Annotated in this window: 14 protein-coding genes; all 14 read left to right on the plus strand. The window is 75.8% G+C overall.

Annotated elements, in window-relative coordinates:
- On the plus strand, positions 1-1,016 hold a 1,016-nt coding region (locus ACYVOF_RS08870), incomplete at its 5' end, for a UDP-N-acetylglucosamine--N-acetylmuramyl-(pentapeptide) pyrophosphoryl-undecaprenol N-acetylglucosamine transferase (RefSeq protein ID WP_460865697.1).
- A gap of 80 nt (positions 1,017-1,096) precedes the next feature.
- Positions 1,097-2,479: a UDP-N-acetylmuramate--L-alanine ligase gene (murC, locus tag ACYVOF_RS08875; RefSeq protein ID WP_460865866.1), complete on the plus strand. Its 1,383-nt coding sequence runs from the start codon at positions 1,097-1,099 to the stop codon at positions 2,477-2,479.
- Positions 2,476-3,390 carry a cell division protein FtsQ/DivIB gene (locus ACYVOF_RS08880; protein ID WP_460865699.1) on the plus strand — a complete coding sequence of 305 codons (915 nt, stop codon included), beginning with the start codon at positions 2,476-2,478 and terminating at the stop codon, positions 3,388-3,390. Before murC ends, ACYVOF_RS08880 begins: the two co-directional genes overlap by 4 nt.
- Positions 3,391-3,586: 196 nt before the next feature.
- Positions 3,587-4,798, plus strand: coding sequence for a cell division protein FtsZ (ftsZ, locus tag ACYVOF_RS08885; RefSeq protein ID WP_460865700.1), 1,212 nt, complete (start codon positions 3,587-3,589; stop codon positions 4,796-4,798).
- Positions 4,795-5,523 (plus strand): peptidoglycan editing factor PgeF, encoded by a 729-nt coding sequence (gene pgeF, locus ACYVOF_RS08890; protein WP_460865702.1) that lies wholly within the window; start codon positions 4,795-4,797, stop codon positions 5,521-5,523. Before ftsZ ends, pgeF begins: the two co-directional genes overlap by 4 nt.
- Positions 5,520-6,257: a YggS family pyridoxal phosphate-dependent enzyme gene (locus ACYVOF_RS08895; RefSeq protein ID WP_460865704.1), complete on the plus strand. Its 738-nt coding sequence runs from the start codon at positions 5,520-5,522 to the stop codon at positions 6,255-6,257. The genes pgeF and ACYVOF_RS08895 overlap by 4 nt, the downstream gene beginning before the upstream one ends.
- Positions 6,258-6,374: 117 nt before the next feature.
- Positions 6,375-7,118, plus strand: coding sequence for a cell division protein SepF (locus ACYVOF_RS08900; protein ID WP_460865706.1), 744 nt, complete (start codon positions 6,375-6,377; stop codon positions 7,116-7,118).
- A 140-nt stretch (positions 7,119-7,258) separates the two neighbouring features.
- Positions 7,259-7,540, plus strand: coding sequence for a YggT family protein (locus ACYVOF_RS08905; protein ID WP_460865708.1), 282 nt, complete (start codon positions 7,259-7,261; stop codon positions 7,538-7,540).
- Between the two features lie 66 nt (positions 7,541-7,606).
- Positions 7,607-8,578 (plus strand): DivIVA-like cell division protein Wag31, encoded by a 972-nt coding sequence (gene wag31, locus ACYVOF_RS08910; RefSeq protein ID WP_460865710.1) that lies wholly within the window; start codon positions 7,607-7,609, stop codon positions 8,576-8,578.
- Positions 8,579-8,590: 12 nt separating this feature from the next.
- Complete coding sequence (locus ACYVOF_RS08915) at positions 8,591-9,382, plus strand: hypothetical protein (protein WP_460865712.1); 792 nt, start codon at positions 8,591-8,593, stop codon at positions 9,380-9,382.
- Between the two features lie 256 nt (positions 9,383-9,638).
- Positions 9,639-12,770, plus strand: coding sequence for an isoleucine--tRNA ligase (gene ileS, locus ACYVOF_RS08920; RefSeq protein ID WP_460865714.1), 3,132 nt, complete (start codon positions 9,639-9,641; stop codon positions 12,768-12,770).
- A 71-nt stretch (positions 12,771-12,841) separates the two neighbouring features.
- On the plus strand, positions 12,842-14,056 hold the full coding sequence (locus ACYVOF_RS08925; RefSeq protein ID WP_460865716.1) for a Tm-1-like ATP-binding domain-containing protein: 1,215 nt from the start codon (positions 12,842-12,844) through the stop codon (positions 14,054-14,056).
- Positions 14,053-14,946 (plus strand): phosphoenolpyruvate hydrolase family protein, encoded by an 894-nt coding sequence (locus tag ACYVOF_RS08930; protein WP_460865718.1) that lies wholly within the window; start codon positions 14,053-14,055, stop codon positions 14,944-14,946. The genes ACYVOF_RS08925 and ACYVOF_RS08930 overlap by 4 nt, the downstream gene beginning before the upstream one ends.
- A complete protein-coding gene (locus ACYVOF_RS08935) occupies positions 14,943-15,347 on the plus strand; it encodes a cupin domain-containing protein (protein ID WP_460865720.1) in 405 nt (134 codons plus the stop codon). Before ACYVOF_RS08930 ends, ACYVOF_RS08935 begins: the two co-directional genes overlap by 4 nt.
- Positions 15,348-15,366: the final 19 nt, after the last annotated feature.

Below are 15,366 nucleotides of genomic sequence, written 5' to 3' on the forward strand. Positions count from 1 at the left end.
CGCTGCGCCGGGTCGCCCCCGGCACCCGCGTGACCGCCCTGGGCACGGCCCGCGGCCTCGAGACCACCCTGGTGCCGCAGCGGGGCTACCCGCTCGAGCTCGTGCCGCCGGTGCCGCTGCCCCGCAAGCCCACCGCCGACCTGCTGCGCCTGCCCGGCCGGGTGCTGGCCTCGGTCCGGCGCACCCGCGAGGTCCTCGACCGGGTCGAGGCGGACGTCGTGGTCGGCTTCGGCGGCTACGTGGCGCTGCCCGCCTACCTCGCCGCGCGCCGCGGCCGCCGCCGGGTGCCCGTCGTCGTGCACGAGGCCAACGCCCGGGCGGGCATCGCCAACAAGGTGGGTGCCCGCTGGGCCGCCCGGGTGCTCGCCGCCGTCCCCGGCAGCGGCCTGCGCGACGCCGAGGTGGTCGGCATCCCGCTGCGCGGGTCGATCACCGACCTCGACCGGGCCGCCGGCCGCGCCGCCGCCCGCGAGCACTTCGGCCTCGACCCCGACGCGCCCACCCTGCTGGTGTTCGGCGGCTCGCAGGGCGCCCGGAGCCTGAACGAGGCCGTCACCGCCGCGGCGCCCGCCCTCGCCGCGGCGGGGGTGGGGGTGCTCCACGCGCACGGGCCGAAGAACACGGTCACCGTCGAGCAGACCCCCGGTGCCCCCGCCTACGTCGCCGTGCCGTACCTGAGCCGGATGGACCTGGCCTACGCGGCCGCCGACGTGGCGCTGTGCCGCTCGGGGGCCATGACCGTGGCCGAGGTGTCCGCCGTCGGGCTGCCCGCCGCCTACGTGCCGCTGCCCCACGGCAACGGCGAGCAGGAGCTCAACGCCCGGCCCGTGGTCGACTCCGGCGGCGGGCTGCTGGTGGCCGACGCCGACCTGACCCCGGCCTGGATCGCCGACGTGCTCGTGCCGCTGCTCACCGACCCCGAGCGGGTCGCCGCCGCCGGGGCCGCCGCCGCGGCGTCCGGGCACCGGGGGGCCGCGGACGCCATCGCGGCGATCGTGCTGGCGGTGGCCCGGTGAGCCGCACGGCCGTGCCGCCGGGGACGCCCGACGCGCCGCGGACGCCACCGGACCTGCCGCCCGGGCTGGCGCGGGTGCACATGGTCGGCATCGGGGGAGCGGGCATGAGCGGCATCGCCCGCATCCTGCTGGCCCGCGGGGGGCAGGTCTCCGGCTCCGACGCGCGGGACTCCCGGGCGCTGCGCGCGCTGACCGCCGCCGGGGCCCGGGTCCGGGTGGGCCACGACCCGGCCGCCCTGGACCTGCTCGAGGGCGGTCCCACCGTCGTCGTCACCACCACCAGCGCGATCCCGGCCAGCAACCCCGAGCTGGTCGAGGCCCGCCGCCGCGGGGTGCCCGTCACCGTGCGGCCCGACGTCCTGGCCACGCTCATGACCGGGCACCGCAACGTGCTCGTCGCCGGCACCCACGGCAAGACCTCGACCACCTCGATGCTCGTCGTCGTCTGCCAGCGCGCCGGCCTCGACCCGTCGTTCGCGATCGGCGGGCAGCTCAACGACTCCGGGGCCAACGCCCACCACGGCAGCGGGGACGTCTTCGTCGCCGAGGCCGACGAGAGCGACGGCTCGCTGCTCGCCTACACCCCCGACGTCGCCGTGGTCACCAACGTCGACGCCGACCACCTCGACCACTTCGGCACCGTCGAGGCCTACGTCGCCGTGTTCGACCGCTTCCTCGCCCGGCTCGCCCCCGGGGCCCTGCTCGTGGCCTGCGACGACGACCCCGGCTCGGCCGCGCTGGCCGACCGGGCGGAGGCCGCCGGGCTGCGGGTCGCCCGCTACGGCCGGGCCGAGGGGCTCGCCGCCCGGCTCGTCGACCGCGACCCGGCGGGCACGGCCACCGTCGCGCTGGCCGGCGAGGACGGGACCCGCACCGTGCGCCTCGCCGTGCCCGGGGAGCACATGCTGCTCAACGCCCTCGGGGCGCTGCTCGCCGCGCGCGAGCTCGGCGTGACGACCGAGGAGGCGCTGGCCGGGCTGGCCGGCTTCGGCGGGGTCGGCCGACGCTTCCAGCCCGTCGGGCGCGCCCGCGGCGTGCGCGTGTTCGACGACTACGCCCACCACCCCACCGAGGTGCGGGCCGTGCTCACCGCCGCCCGGGACGTCGCGGGGCCCGGGCACCGCGTCGTCGTGCTGTTCCAGCCGCACCTCTACTCGCGCACCGCCACCTTCGCCGCCGAGTTCGGCGCGGCGCTGTCGCTGGCCGACGAGGTGGTGGTGCTCGACGTCTACGCCGCGCGGGAGGAGCCGGTGCCCGGCGTGACGGGCGCCCTGGTCGCCGCGTCGGTCACCGTGCCGGTGCACTTCCAGCCGTCGCTGGCCGACGCCCCGGCCCAGGTCGCGGCCCTGGCCGGCGACGGCGACGTCGTGCTGACCATGGGAGCGGGCGACGTCACCATGCTCGCCCCCCGGGTGCTCGCCGCCCTCGGCGGACCGGGCCCCGACGCCCCGGGTGCGGCGTGAGCGGGACCGAGCGCGCGACCGCGCGCGGCAGGACCACCCGGGCGGCCACCGGCGGGCGCACCGCCGGCAGCCGCGCCGCGGACGGCCGGTCGGCGGGGCGGACGGCGTCGGCGCGCAGCAGCAGCACCCGGTCCACCCCGGCGCGCACCACCCCGTCCCGCACCACCTCGGGGCGCTCCCCGGCCGCGCGCCCGACGAGCCGCAGCCGCGCCACCACACGCACCCCGCGCACCCGGCCGCCCCGCCGGCTGCTCGGCGTCACCCTGCGCACCTGGGCCGTCGGGGCGGTGCTGCTGGCCGGCGTGCTCACGGCCGTCGCCTGGCTGACCCCGGTGCTCGGCGTGCGCACCGTGACCGTCACCGGGGCCGTGGCCACCGACCGGGCGACGGTGCTCGCGGCCGTCGCCGTCGCCCGCGGCACCCCGCTGCTGCAGGTCGACCTGGACGCCGCGGCCGGCCGGGTCGCCCGGATCCCCACCGTCGGGCAGGTCGAGGTCCGCCGGGAGCTGCCCGGCACCCTCGAGGTCGTCCTCACCGAGCGCCGGGCCACCCTCGCCGTCGCCGAGCCGGACGGGACGCACCTGCTCGACGCGACCGGGGTCGACTTCGCCACCGGGGCGCCCGTGCCCGGGGTGCCCACCCTGAGCACGCCGACCCCCGGTCCCACCGACGCGGCCACCCGGGCCGCGCTGACCGTGGTCACCGCGCTGCCGCCGTCGCTCGCCGGCCAGGTCGGCGAGGTGCGCGCACCCAGCGCCGACGCGGTGTCGGTCGTGCTCCTCGACGGCCGGTCGGTGGTGTTCGGCACCGCCGCCGACGCCGCGCGCAAGGCCGCCGTCGCCGCGGCCGTGCTCAGCCAGCCCGGCACCGTCGTCGACGTCACCAGCCCGGACCTGCCCACCACGCGGTAGCCGCCGGGCCCGCCACGCCCGGGCTCACGGCGCGCCTGCTGGATCGGACCGCGGGTCGTGCCTACCGTCTGCCCCGACGCACTGCTTGACATAACTCTAAACCTGTGGTTCAGGTCGAGGGTTGACCCCCGGACCTGCGCCCACCCCCAGACTCCCGGCCACCCCGGCCGCCCACCCCCACCGAGAGGCGAGAGCCATGACGCCCCCGCACAACTACCTCGCCGTCATCAAGGTCGTCGGTATCGGCGGCGGTGGCGTGAACGCGGTCAACCGCATGATCGACGTCGGCCTCAAGGGCGTCGAGTTCATCGCGATCAACACCGACGCGCAGGCCCTGCTCATGTCCGACGCCGACGTCAAGCTCGACGTGGGCCGCGAGCTCACCCGCGGCCTCGGCGCCGGGGCGGACCCCGAGGTCGGCCGCCGTGCCGCCGAGGACCACAAGGACGAGATCGAGGAGGTCCTCAAGGGGGCCGACATGGTCTTCGTGACCGCGGGCGAGGGGGGTGGCACCGGCACCGGCGGCGCGCCGGTCGTGGCCAGCATCGCCCGCAAGCTCGGCGCCCTGACCATCGGCGTCGTCACCCGACCGTTCTCCTTCGAGGGCAAGCGCCGCGGCGGGCAGGCCGAGTCCGGCATCGGCGGGCTGCGCGAGTCCTGCGACACCCTCATCGTCATCCCGAACGACCGGCTGCTCCAGCTCGGCGACGCGGCCGTCAGCCTGATGGACGCGTTCCGCTCCGCCGACGAGGTCCTGCTCAACGGCGTGCAGGGCATCACCGACCTCATCACCACCCCGGGCCTGATCAACGTCGACTTCGCCGACGTCAAGTCCGTCATGTCCGGGGCGGGCAGCGCCCTGATGGGCATCGGCTCGGCCCGCGGTGACGGCCGGGCGGTGCAGGCGGCCCAGACGGCGATCAACTCGCCGCTGCTCGAGGCGTCCATGGAGGGCGCGCACGGCGTGCTGCTCTCCATCGCGGGCGGCTCCGACCTGGGGCTGTTCGAGATCAACGAGGCCGCCTCGCTGGTGCAGGAGTCCGCGCACGTCGACGCCAACATCATCTTCGGGACGGTCATCGACGACTCCCTCGGCGACGAGGTGCGGGTGACGGTCATCGCCGCCGGCTTCGACGGCAACGGCCCCGCCCGCACCACCACCGAGCCCACGGCCGTGGCCCCGCGCTCCGCTGCGCCCGACCGGTCACCGGGGTCGAACCAGGGCCTGCCGCCCACCCGGGACGGTGGTCGCCACGACGCCGACACCCAGGAGCGCTCCGCGGACCGCGCTGCCGGGCTGCCCCCCGCGGGCCAGCAGCGCACCGGGTTGTTCGGCGGCAGCCGGCCCGTGCCCGTCGAGGACGACGGCGACGACGAGGTCGACGTCCCCCCGTTCATGCGTCGGTGACCGCCCCGCGGGGCCGGGTCCGCGTCCGCCGGGTGCTCACCACCCGGGCGGGCGGGGCCTCCGCGGCGCCGTACGACACGTTCAACCTCGGCGACCACGTCGGCGACGACCCCGGGGCGGTGGCCGCCAACCGGCGGCGGCTGGCCGACGGGATCGGCCTCGCCCCCGAGCGGCTGGTGTGGATGGAGCAGGTCCACTCCCGCACTGTCACCGTCGTCGACGGGCCGCGCGCCGAGCCGGTGCCGGTGACCGATGCGCTCGTCACCGCTACCCCGGGGCTGGCGCTGGTCGCGCTGGCCGCGGACTGCACCCCGGTGCTGCTGGCCGACGAGGAGCGCGGCGTCGTCGCCGCGGTGCACTCGGGGAGGGTCGGCGCCCGCCTCGGGGTGGTGCCGGCGACCCTGGCGGTGATGGAGTCCCTCGGCGCCCGGGTCGGCGCGGTCACCGCGCTGCTCGGGCCGGCCGCCTGCGGGCGCTGCTACGAGGTCCCGCGGGCCATGCAGCGCGATGTCGAGGCCCACCTGCCGGGCAGCGCGTCACGCACCCGGGCCGGCACCCCCGGCCTGGACGTGCGGGCCGGCCTGCGGGCCCAGCTGCTCGCCGCCGGCGTGGCCGGGGTCGCGGTGGACGCCCGTTGCACGATCGAGGACCGCACCCTGTTCAGCCACCGGCGCGGCGCCCCCACCGGGCGGCTGGCCGGCGTCATCTGGGCCGAGCCCGCGTGAGCGCCCCGGACGGTCGGGCGGCCGAGGTCGCGGCCGCGCTGGCCGCCGTGCGCGCCCGGGTCGACGCCGCGTGCGCCGCGGCGGGGCGCGACCCGTCGGAGGTGGCGCTGCTGCCGGTGACCAAGACCTTCCCCGCCTCCGACGTGGTCCACCTCGTCGACCTCGGGGTGAGCGAGGTGGGAGAGGCGCGCGACCAGGAGGGCAGGCCGAAGGCGGCCGAGGTCGCCGAGCTGCGTCCCGGCGCCGCCCCGTCGTGGCAGGTGCTGGGCCGGCTGCAGCGAAACAAGGCCCGCTCGGTCGTCCGGTGGGCCACCAGCGTGTCCTCGGTGGACAGCCCGCGGCTGGCCGCGGCCCTGGAGAAGGCGGCCGCGGCCGCGCTCGACGCGGGGGAGCGCAGCGCACCGCTGCAGGTGCTGGTGCAGGCGAGCCTGGACTCCGACCCCGACCGCGGTGGCTGCCCCGTGCCCGACCTGCCCGCCCTGGCCGACCAGGTGGCCGGGGCGGCCCACCTCGAGCTGGTGGGGCTGATGGCCGTCGCCCCCGTGGGCGTCGACCCGGACGCCGCGTTCGCCGACCTGGCGCGGGTGCACGCCGACCTGCTCGCCGCCCACCCCGGGGCGGTGACGTTGTCGGCGGGGATGTCCGGCGACCTCGAGCAGGCGGTGGCCCACGGGTCCACGTGCGTGCGTGTCGGAACCGCCCTGCTGGGCGGGCGGCCGATAGCCTCGCCGTGAACGGACCACAGCGGCACCGGACGCCCCACGGGCCCCTCGCGCCTCTGCTGCCCCACGAGCCCGACCCCCACGACATGCACTGCAGCGCAACCCGAACCCGGTGAGGAAGGCCTTCCGATGAGCTCCCTGCACAAGCTCAAGGCGTACTTCGGCATGGTGCCCGTCGACGGCGACGACGTGGACTACGACGGCTACGACGCCGAGTACGAGACCGAGTACGCCCGGGACCGGGACGCGGACCGCCGCGACCGTCCCCGCGAGGGCTGGTCCCGCCGCGAGGAGTCCTGGGACGACCGCGAGTCCCTCGAGCGCCACCGCGAGCCCGCGCTCGCCGGCGCCCGGTCCGGGCGCAGCAGCCACGACGGCGGCCTCGAGGCCGGCGGCTACGACCGCGGCACCCGTGAGCCGGTCTCCCGCTTCGACGGCGGCTCCCGCCACGACGACGGGGAGCCCGCGCGCCCCCGGCTCGACCCGCTGCCCGCGGTCGGCTCCGCCCGACGCCCGGGCGGCTCCGCCCCCGTCACCCGGGGCGCGCTGGCCGTCGACCCCCGCGTCGAGTCACGTCGCGACGACGACCCCGCCGAGCAGGCCCGCATTACCACGGTGCACCCCACCGCCTACGCCGAGGCCAAGGTCGTGGGCGAGCGCTTCCGCGCGGGCAACCCGGTCATCATCAACCTGACCCGCATGAGCGACGCCGACGCCAAGCGGCTCGTCGACTTCTCCGCCGGGCTGGCGTTCGCCATGCGCGGGTCGATCGACAAGGTCACCACCAAGGTGTTCCTGCTCTCGCCGTCGGCCGTCGAGTTCTCCGACGAGGACCGCCGCCGGATCGTCGAGGACGGCTTCTACGACCACTGACCCACCCCCGCTCACAGCTCCACCCGTGCCCCACCCCGTCCCCGGCGCAGCGCGCCGGTCGCGAGGTGGGGCACAGTGGTCGGTGGGCGTCGTGGTCGGTGGCGCCGGTGCTCGAGGTGGTCCGAGGAGAGGTGAGCTGGGTGGTCGTGTCCGTGATCTACACGGTGCTGTTCGTGTTCTGGCTGCTGCTCATCGCGCGCGTGGTCATCGAGGTCGTGCGGTCGTTCGCGCGCGACTGGGTGCCGTCCGGCGTGGTCGTCGTCGGCCTGGAGGCGGTGTTCACCGTCACCGACCCGCCGGTCCGGCTGCTGCGCAAGGTCATCCCCACCGTGCCGCTGGGCGGGGTCAGGCTCGACCTGTCGATTATGGTTCTGCTCCTGGCGGTGGGCATACTGATGTCCGTCGTCGCCGGTTTCGCGTGAGACTGCTGTGACACGATGTGAGCCCGTCCCGCCTGCTCCCACAGGATTGCGTGAGGTGATCTACCGATGCCGCTGACACCTGCCGATGTGCACAACGTCGCGTTCAGCAAGCCCCCGATCGGCAAGCGGGGGTACAACGAGGACGAGGTGGACGCCTTCCTCGACCTGGTCGAGCAGGAGCTCGCGCGCATCATCGAGGAGAACAACGACCTCCGGCAGCGCAACGAGGAGCTGCAGCGCGAGGGTGGCTCCGGGCAGCGCTCCGCCGAGCCCGCCGCGAGCCCGGCGGCCGCGTCCGGCGCGGGCCGCACCGACGGGTCGGCGTCCACCGCGCAGTCCGCCACCGCGCAGTCGGCCACCCCGGACCTGAGCAAGGCCGACGACCGGTCGCAGGCCACCGAGGAGCCCGCGCAGCAGGAGCCGGCCGCGCGCCCGGCGCCCGTGGCCGCCCCGGCGGCGCAGGCGGCCGAGAGCGCCCCGCGCTCCTCCGGCGCCGACCACAACGTGCAGGCCGCCAAGATCATCGGCCTGGCGCAGGAGATGGCCGACCGGGTCACCGGCGAGGCCAAGAGCGAGGCCGACCAGCTGCTGGCCGAGGCCCGCACCCAGTCCGAGACGATGGTCGCCGACGCGAAGACGAAGGCCGACGGCCTCGTCGGTGACGCCCGCACCCGGTCGGAGGCCATGCTGGCCGACGCCAAGACCCGGGCCGACACCCTGCAGCGGCAGGCCAAGGAGAAGGCCGACGCCCTGGCCGCCGACGCCGAGCGCAAGCACGCCGAGCAGATGGCGACCATCGGCAACCAGCGCACCACGCTGGAGAAGCAGCTCGACGAGCTCCGCACCTTCGAGCGCGAGTACCGCACGCGCCTGAAGACCTACCTGGAGTCGCAGCTGCAGGAGCTGGGCCAGCGTGGCTCGGCCGCGCCGGCCGGGGGTGCCCAGGCGTCCTCCGGCTCGTCGAGCTCCTCGACGAGCAGTGCCGCCTCCTCCTCGGGTGCGGCCGGCTACGGTGCGCGCGCCGACCAGGGCAACTGAGCCTGAGCGGTCGTGCTCATCCTCGCCCTCGGCGGCGTCGTCCTGGGCTTCGCCTTCCTGCTCCTCTCGCTGCTGACCGACAACGCGGCGTGGGCGTACGGCTGCATCGCCGTGTGCGTGGCCGCCGGGGTCGTCCTCGTCCTCGACGTGCTGCGGCGGCGGCGCCCGTCGGCCACCGGCCAGGGGGATGCCCCGCGGGACGCACCCCCCGCCGCTGAGCCGGGGACCCCGTCGGGCGAGCCCGCCGGGGACGTCGCGGCGGCCCCCGGCACCGACGCCACGGCGACGACCCCCGTCACGGGGACCACCGCCGACGACCGGGTCGACCGGGGCGAGGGGCCGACCGAGATCATCGCCGCCGACCGGGCCGCGGGCACCACCCCGACCCTGACCACCCCGGAGACCACCCGGGATGTTGGCCCCGACCCGGACCGCGACGTCCGCACCGACGGCGGTGACGCGCCGACCCAGCAGATCCCCGCCGTGCCGGACGACGAGGTCAGCGCTGCTGAGCTGCTCGCCGAGCCCGCGGGTCGGCACGGCCGACCGGCCGAGGAGGAGCCCGCACCCGTCGTGGCGCAGGACGAGCCCGACGTCGAGGACCCCACCTCGCAGGACGGCGCCACCGCGGCCGCCAGCGAGGCCGAGGTGCTCGTGGTCGACGAGCGGCCCCGCTTCCACGTCGCGGGCTGCTCCTGGCTGGCGGACCGGGAGACGATTCCGCTGCCCGCCCGCGAGGCGGTCGACCTCGGGTTCTCCCCGTGCGCGGTGTGCCGGCCCGTCGCCGCCCTCGCCCGCGGCTGAGCACCTCCCGGCGCGCGGTAGCATCGTCCGCGGCGTCGATCCGGCCATCACCGGGGAGCCTCCGGAAGAACGGCACGGTCCCCCGGGGGACCACGCCCAGTAGAACCGGACGGGTGGGCCCGTCACAGCCCGCAGCGAGAGGTCGTGCCCCGGCCGGACCGGGTCGGCGCGCGGCAAGCGGGGTGGTACCGCGGAGCGGGCGCAGCAGCGCCGGCGTCGTCCCCGTGCCGAGGCTCGACGGCACGAGGAGCGCGACGTGACCTACCCCCTGGTGGACCTGGCCGGCAGCGGCGCGGGCACCCCCGCCCTGCCCGCGGTCGAGGAGGCGGTGCTCGCCGCCTGGCGGACCGACGGCACCTTCCAGGCCAGCATCGACGCCCGCGCGCAGGCGGAGGAGTACGTCTTCTACGACGGGCCCCCGTTCGCCAACGGCCTGCCCCACTACGGCCACCTGCTCACCGGCTACGTCAAGGACGTGGTGCCGCGCTACCAGACCATGCGCGGCCGCCGGGTCGAACGCCGCTTCGGCTGGGACTGCCACGGCCTGCCCGCCGAGGTGGAGGCCGAGAAGCAGCTCGGGATCAAGGACAAGTCCGAGATCGACGACATGGGCGTGGCCGCGTTCAACGCCGCGTGCCGGTCGTCGGTGCTGCGCTACACCGACGAGTGGCGCGACTACGTCACCCGCCAGGCCCGCTGGGTCGACTTCGAGCACGACTACAAGACCCTCGACACCGACTTCATGGAGTCGGTGATGTGGGCGTTCAAGGCGCTGTGGGACAAGGGGCTGGTCTACTCCGGCTTCCGGGTGCTGCCGTACTGCTGGCACGACCAGACCCCGCTGAGCAACCACGAGACCCGCATGGACGACACCTACCGCCAGCGGCAGGACCCGGCGGTGACGGTGGCGCTGCCGCTGCACGCCCCGGGCTCGGTGCTCGACGGGGCGCGGGCCCTGGTGTGGACGACGACGCCGTGGACGCTGCCGTCCAACCTGGCCGCCGCGGTGCACCCCGAGATCGAGTACGTGCTGGTCCGCGGCGCCGACGGCGAGCGCTACGTCCTCGCCGACGCCCGGCTGGGCCACTACGCCCGCGAGCTCGGGGACGCACCCGAGGTGCTCTCCCACCACGCGGGCACCGAGCTGCTCGGCCTCGCCTACGACCCGCCCTACGACTTCTTCGTCGGCCGGGAGCACGCGCACCGGGTGCTCGCCGCGGACTACGTCACCACCACCGACGGCACCGGGATCGTCCACATCGCCCCCGCCTTCGGCGAGGAGGACAAGGTCGTCACCGACGCCGCCGGCATCGAGCCGGTGGTGCCCGTCGACGCCGGCGGGCGCTTCACCACCGAGGTGCCCCCGTACGCGGGGATGCAGGTCTTCGAGGCCAACCCCGTCATCATCGGCGACCTCCGCGACGCCGGGCTGCTGCTGCGCCGCGAGACCTACGACCACCCGTACCCGCACTGCTGGCGCTGCGGGAACCCGCTGATCTACAAGGCCGTGTCGAGCTGGTTCGTCGCCGTGACGCAGTTCCGCGACCGGATGGTCGAGCTCAACCAGGAGATCACCTGGGTGCCCGAGCACGTCCGCGACGGCCAGTTCGGCAAGTGGCTCGAGGGCGCCCGTGACTGGTCGATCAGCCGGAACCGCTACTGGGGCAGCCCCATCCCGGTGTGGACCTCCGACGACCCGGCCCACCCCCGGGTCGACGTCTACGGCTCCCTCGACGAGCTCGAGCGCGACTTCGGGGTGCGCCCGACCGACCTGCACCGCCCGTTCGTCGACGAGCTGACCCGGCCCAACCCCGACGACCCCACGGGCCGCTCGACCATGCGCCGGGTGCCGGAGGTGCTCGACTGCTGGTTCGAGTCCGGCTCGATGCCCTACGCCCAGGTGCACTACCCGATGGAGAACCAGGCGTGGTTCGACTCGCACAACCCGGGTGACTTCATCGTCGAGTACAACGGCCAGACCCGCGGCTGGTTCTACACGCTGCACGTGCTGGCCACGGCGCTGTTCGACCGGCCCGCGTTCCGCACCGTCGTCGCCCACGGCATCGTCCTCGGCGACGACGGGCTGAAGATGAGCAAGTCCAAGCGCAACTACCCCGACGTGTCCGAGGTGTTCGACCGCGACGGCTCCGACGCCATGCGCTGGTTCCTCATGGCCAGCCCCATCCTGCGCGGGGGCAACCTCGTGGTCACCGAGCAGGGCATCCGCGAGGGGGTGCGCCAGGCGCTGCTGCCGCTGTGGAACACCTGGGGGTTCCTGCAGCTCTACGCGGAGCGGCCCGGGCGGTGGCGGACCGGCTCGACCCACGTGCTGGACCGGTACGTGCTGGCCAAGCTGGCCACCACCCGGGAGCAGATGACCCGCGCGCTCGACGCCCACGACATCGCCGGGGCGTGCGACGCGCTGCGGTGGTTCGCCGACGCGCTGACCAACTGGTACGTGCGCCGGTCGCGGTCGCGGTTCTGGGCGGGCCAGGACGAGCAGGCCGGGGGGTCCGGCGACGACGCCTTCGACACCCTGCACACCGTGCTCGAGGTGACGTGCCGGCTCGCGGCCCCGCTGCTGCCGCTCAGCGCGGAGGCGGTGTGGCGCGGCCTGACCGGGGAGCGCTCGGTGCACCTCACCGACTGGCCCGCGGCCGACGAGCTGCCCGCCGACGACGAGCTGGTGTCCACCATGGACGAGGTCCGGGCGGTGTGCTCCACCGTGCTGGGGCTGCGCAAGGCCGCCGGGCTGCGGGTGCGGCTGCCCCTGGCGAGCGTCACCGTCGCGACCCCCGACGCGGCGCGGCTGGCCCCGTTCGCCGACCTGGTCGCCGACGAGGTCAACGTCCGCCACGTCGAGCTCAGCGACGACGTCGCCCGCTTCGGCCGCTTCGAGCTGGCCGTGAACGCGCGGGCCTGCGGGCCCCGGCTCGGCAAGGACGTGCAGACCGTCATCCGGGCGGTCAAGGCGGGGGACTGGGCGGAGGGCCCCGAGGGCACCGTCGTGGCCGCCGGGATCACCCTTCTGCCCGGGGAGTTCACCCAGCGCCTCGTGGCCGCCGAGCCGGACTCGACCGCGGCGCTCCCGGGCGGCGCGGGGCTGGTGGTGCTCGACACCGCGGTCACCCCGGAGCTCGAGGCCGAGGGCTGGGCGCGCGACGTCATCCGCCGGCTGCAGGAGGCGCGCCGCGAGGCGGGCCTGGCCGTGTCCGACCGGGTGGTGCTGCGCCTGGCGGTGCCCGAGGCGCTGCGCGGGCGGGCGGAGACCCACCGCGACCTCGTGGCCCGGGAGGTCCTGGCCACCGAGGTCGAGCTGCTCGACGCCGGCGACGCCCTGGCGGTCGACATCGGGGACGGGGCCAGCGCCGCGCTGACCCGCGCCTGACCCGCGGCGCCTAGGGTCGGCCGGGAGGGTCGACGGGGGCAGTGCAGCTCCCGGGCCCGCAGGGAGGCACCGTGGCCGCACCGAGACCGGTCGTCGTCGTCGGCACCGGCGACACCAAGGGCACCGAGCTGCGCTACGTCCGTGACCGGGTGGTCGCCGCCGGTGCCCCGGCCGTGCTGGTCGACGTCGGCACCACCTCCCGCGACGGGGTCGGTGACGTCAGCCCGGCCGAGGTCGCCGCCCACCACCCCGACGGTCCCGACGCGGTGTTCGGCACCGACCGGGGTGAGTCGGTCGAGGCCATGGCGGTCGCCCTCGAGGGCTACCTGCTGGACCACGTCGACGAGCTCGGCGCGGTGCTCGGCATCGGCGGCTCCGGGGGCACCGCCCTGGTGACCCGGGCGATGCGCGCCCTGCCGGTCGGCCTGCCCAAGATCATGGTGTCCACCGTGGCCAGCGGCGACGTCGCGCCCTACGTCGGCCCGTCCGACATCGCGATGCTGTACTCCGTCGCCGACGTGGCCGGGCTCAACCGGATCACCCGGACCGTGCTCGCCAACGCCGCGCACGCCGCGGCCGGCACCGTGCTCACCCCCGCGCCCGAGGTGGCCGACGACCGTCCCGCGGTGGGCGTGTCGATGTTCGGGGTGACGACCCCCGCCGCGGTGCGGGTGGCCGAGCTGCTCGGTACGGACCACGAGGCGCTCGTCTTCCACGCCACCGGCACCGGCGGCCGGTCGATGGAGAAGCTGGCCGCCTCCGGGATGCTGCAGGGGGTCGTCGACCTGACCACCACCGAGGTCGCTGACCTGCTCGTCGGCGGGGTGTTCAGCGCCGGGGAGTCCCGGCTCGACGTGCTCGCCGCGACCGGCCTGCCGTGGGTCGGGTCGGTCGGCGCTGTCGACATGGTGAACTTCGGGGCGCGGGAGACGGTCTCGGAGGTGTTCGCGGACAGGCTGTTCCACGTGCACAACGCGAACGTCACCCTGATGCGCACGACGCCGGAGGAGAACACCCGGATCGGGCGGTGGATCGCGGGCAAGCTCAACGCGAGCACGGGGCCGGTGCGGCTGCTGGTGCCCGTGGGCGGCGTGTCGGCGCTCGACGCCCCCGGCCAGGCGTTCCACGACCCCGAGGCCGACGCGGCGCTGCTCGACGCCCTCGAGGCCACCTTCGTCCCCACCGCCGAGCACCGGCTCGTCCGCCTGCCCTACCACGTCAACGACCCGGAGCTGGCCGACGCTCTCGTCGCCGCCTACCGGGAGATCACCGGAGCCCAGCCGTGAGCCGTCGCCCCCGCTTCACCCGCGCCGAGCTGCTGGCCCGGCTGCGCGCCAAGGTCGACGCGCGCGTCCCGATCGTCGGTGGCGGCGCGGGCACCGGCATCTCCGCGAAGTGGGAGGAGGCCGGCGGGATCGACCTGATCGTGGTCTACAACTCCGGCCGCTACCGCATGGCCGGGCACGGCTCGCTGGCCGGGCTGCTGGCCTACGGCAACGCCAACGACGTCGTGGTCGAGATGGCCGACGAGGTGCTGGCCGTGGTGGAGCACACCCCGGTGCTGGCCGGGGTCAACGGCACCGACCCCTTCCTCGACACCGACCGGTTCCTGGCCCGGCTGCGCGACCTCGGCTTCGCCGGGATCCAGAACTTCCCCACCGTCGGGCTCATCGACGGCACCTTCCGGGCGAACCTGGAGGAGACCGGGATGGGCTTCGCCCAGGAGGTCGACGTCATCGCCGCGGCGCACGAGGCGGACATGCTCACCACCCCCTACGTGTTCTCGACCGACGACGCGGTGGCCATGACCGAGGCCGGCGCCGACGTCGTCGTCTGCCACCTCGGCCTGACCACGGGCGGCAGCATCGGCGCGGGCACCGCCCGGGGGCTGGCCGACTGCGTCCCGGAGATCGACGCGTGGGTGGCCGCCGCCCGGGACGTGCGCCCCGACGTGATCGCCCTGGTGCACGGCGGGCCCATCTCCTCGCCGGCCGACGCGCAGTGGGTGCTGCGCGAGTGCCGGGCCGTGGACGGCTTCTACGGCGCCTCGTCGATGGAACGGCTGCCGGTGGAGCAGGCGCTCAGGGCCCGCACCGAGGAGTTCCTGGCCATCACGTTCGAGCCCGGCCCCGACGCCGCCGGCACCCCCGACCCCGAGAGCCAGGAGCAGCCGTGACCGGGTCCTTCGTCACCCACGACGCCGTCGTCCGCGACCAGCTCGACTGGGGGGTGCTCGGCTGGGTGGTCACCCCGTCGACGGCCCCCGGAGCCCCGCTGGCCGTCCTCGACGTCACCATCGCGCCGGGGCAGGGGCACGACTTCCACCGCCACCCCGTGCAGCACGAGGTCATCACGGTGCTCTCCGGGCACGTCGAGCAGTGGGTGGACACCGAGCGGCGCGTCCTGGAGGTCGGCGAGGCGGTCCACGTGCCCGCGGGCACGGTGCACGCCACGTTCGTCCCCGCCGACGCCGACGGCCCCGCGCACCTGCACGTGGTGCTCACCCCCAGCACGGGGGAGTCGGGCTACGAGGCCGTCGACGTCGCGGGCGAGCAGCCCTGGTCGTCGCTGCGCTGATCCTGCAGCGCCGGGTGGG

Source organism: Rhodococcus aerolatus (genome assembly GCF_054783215.1).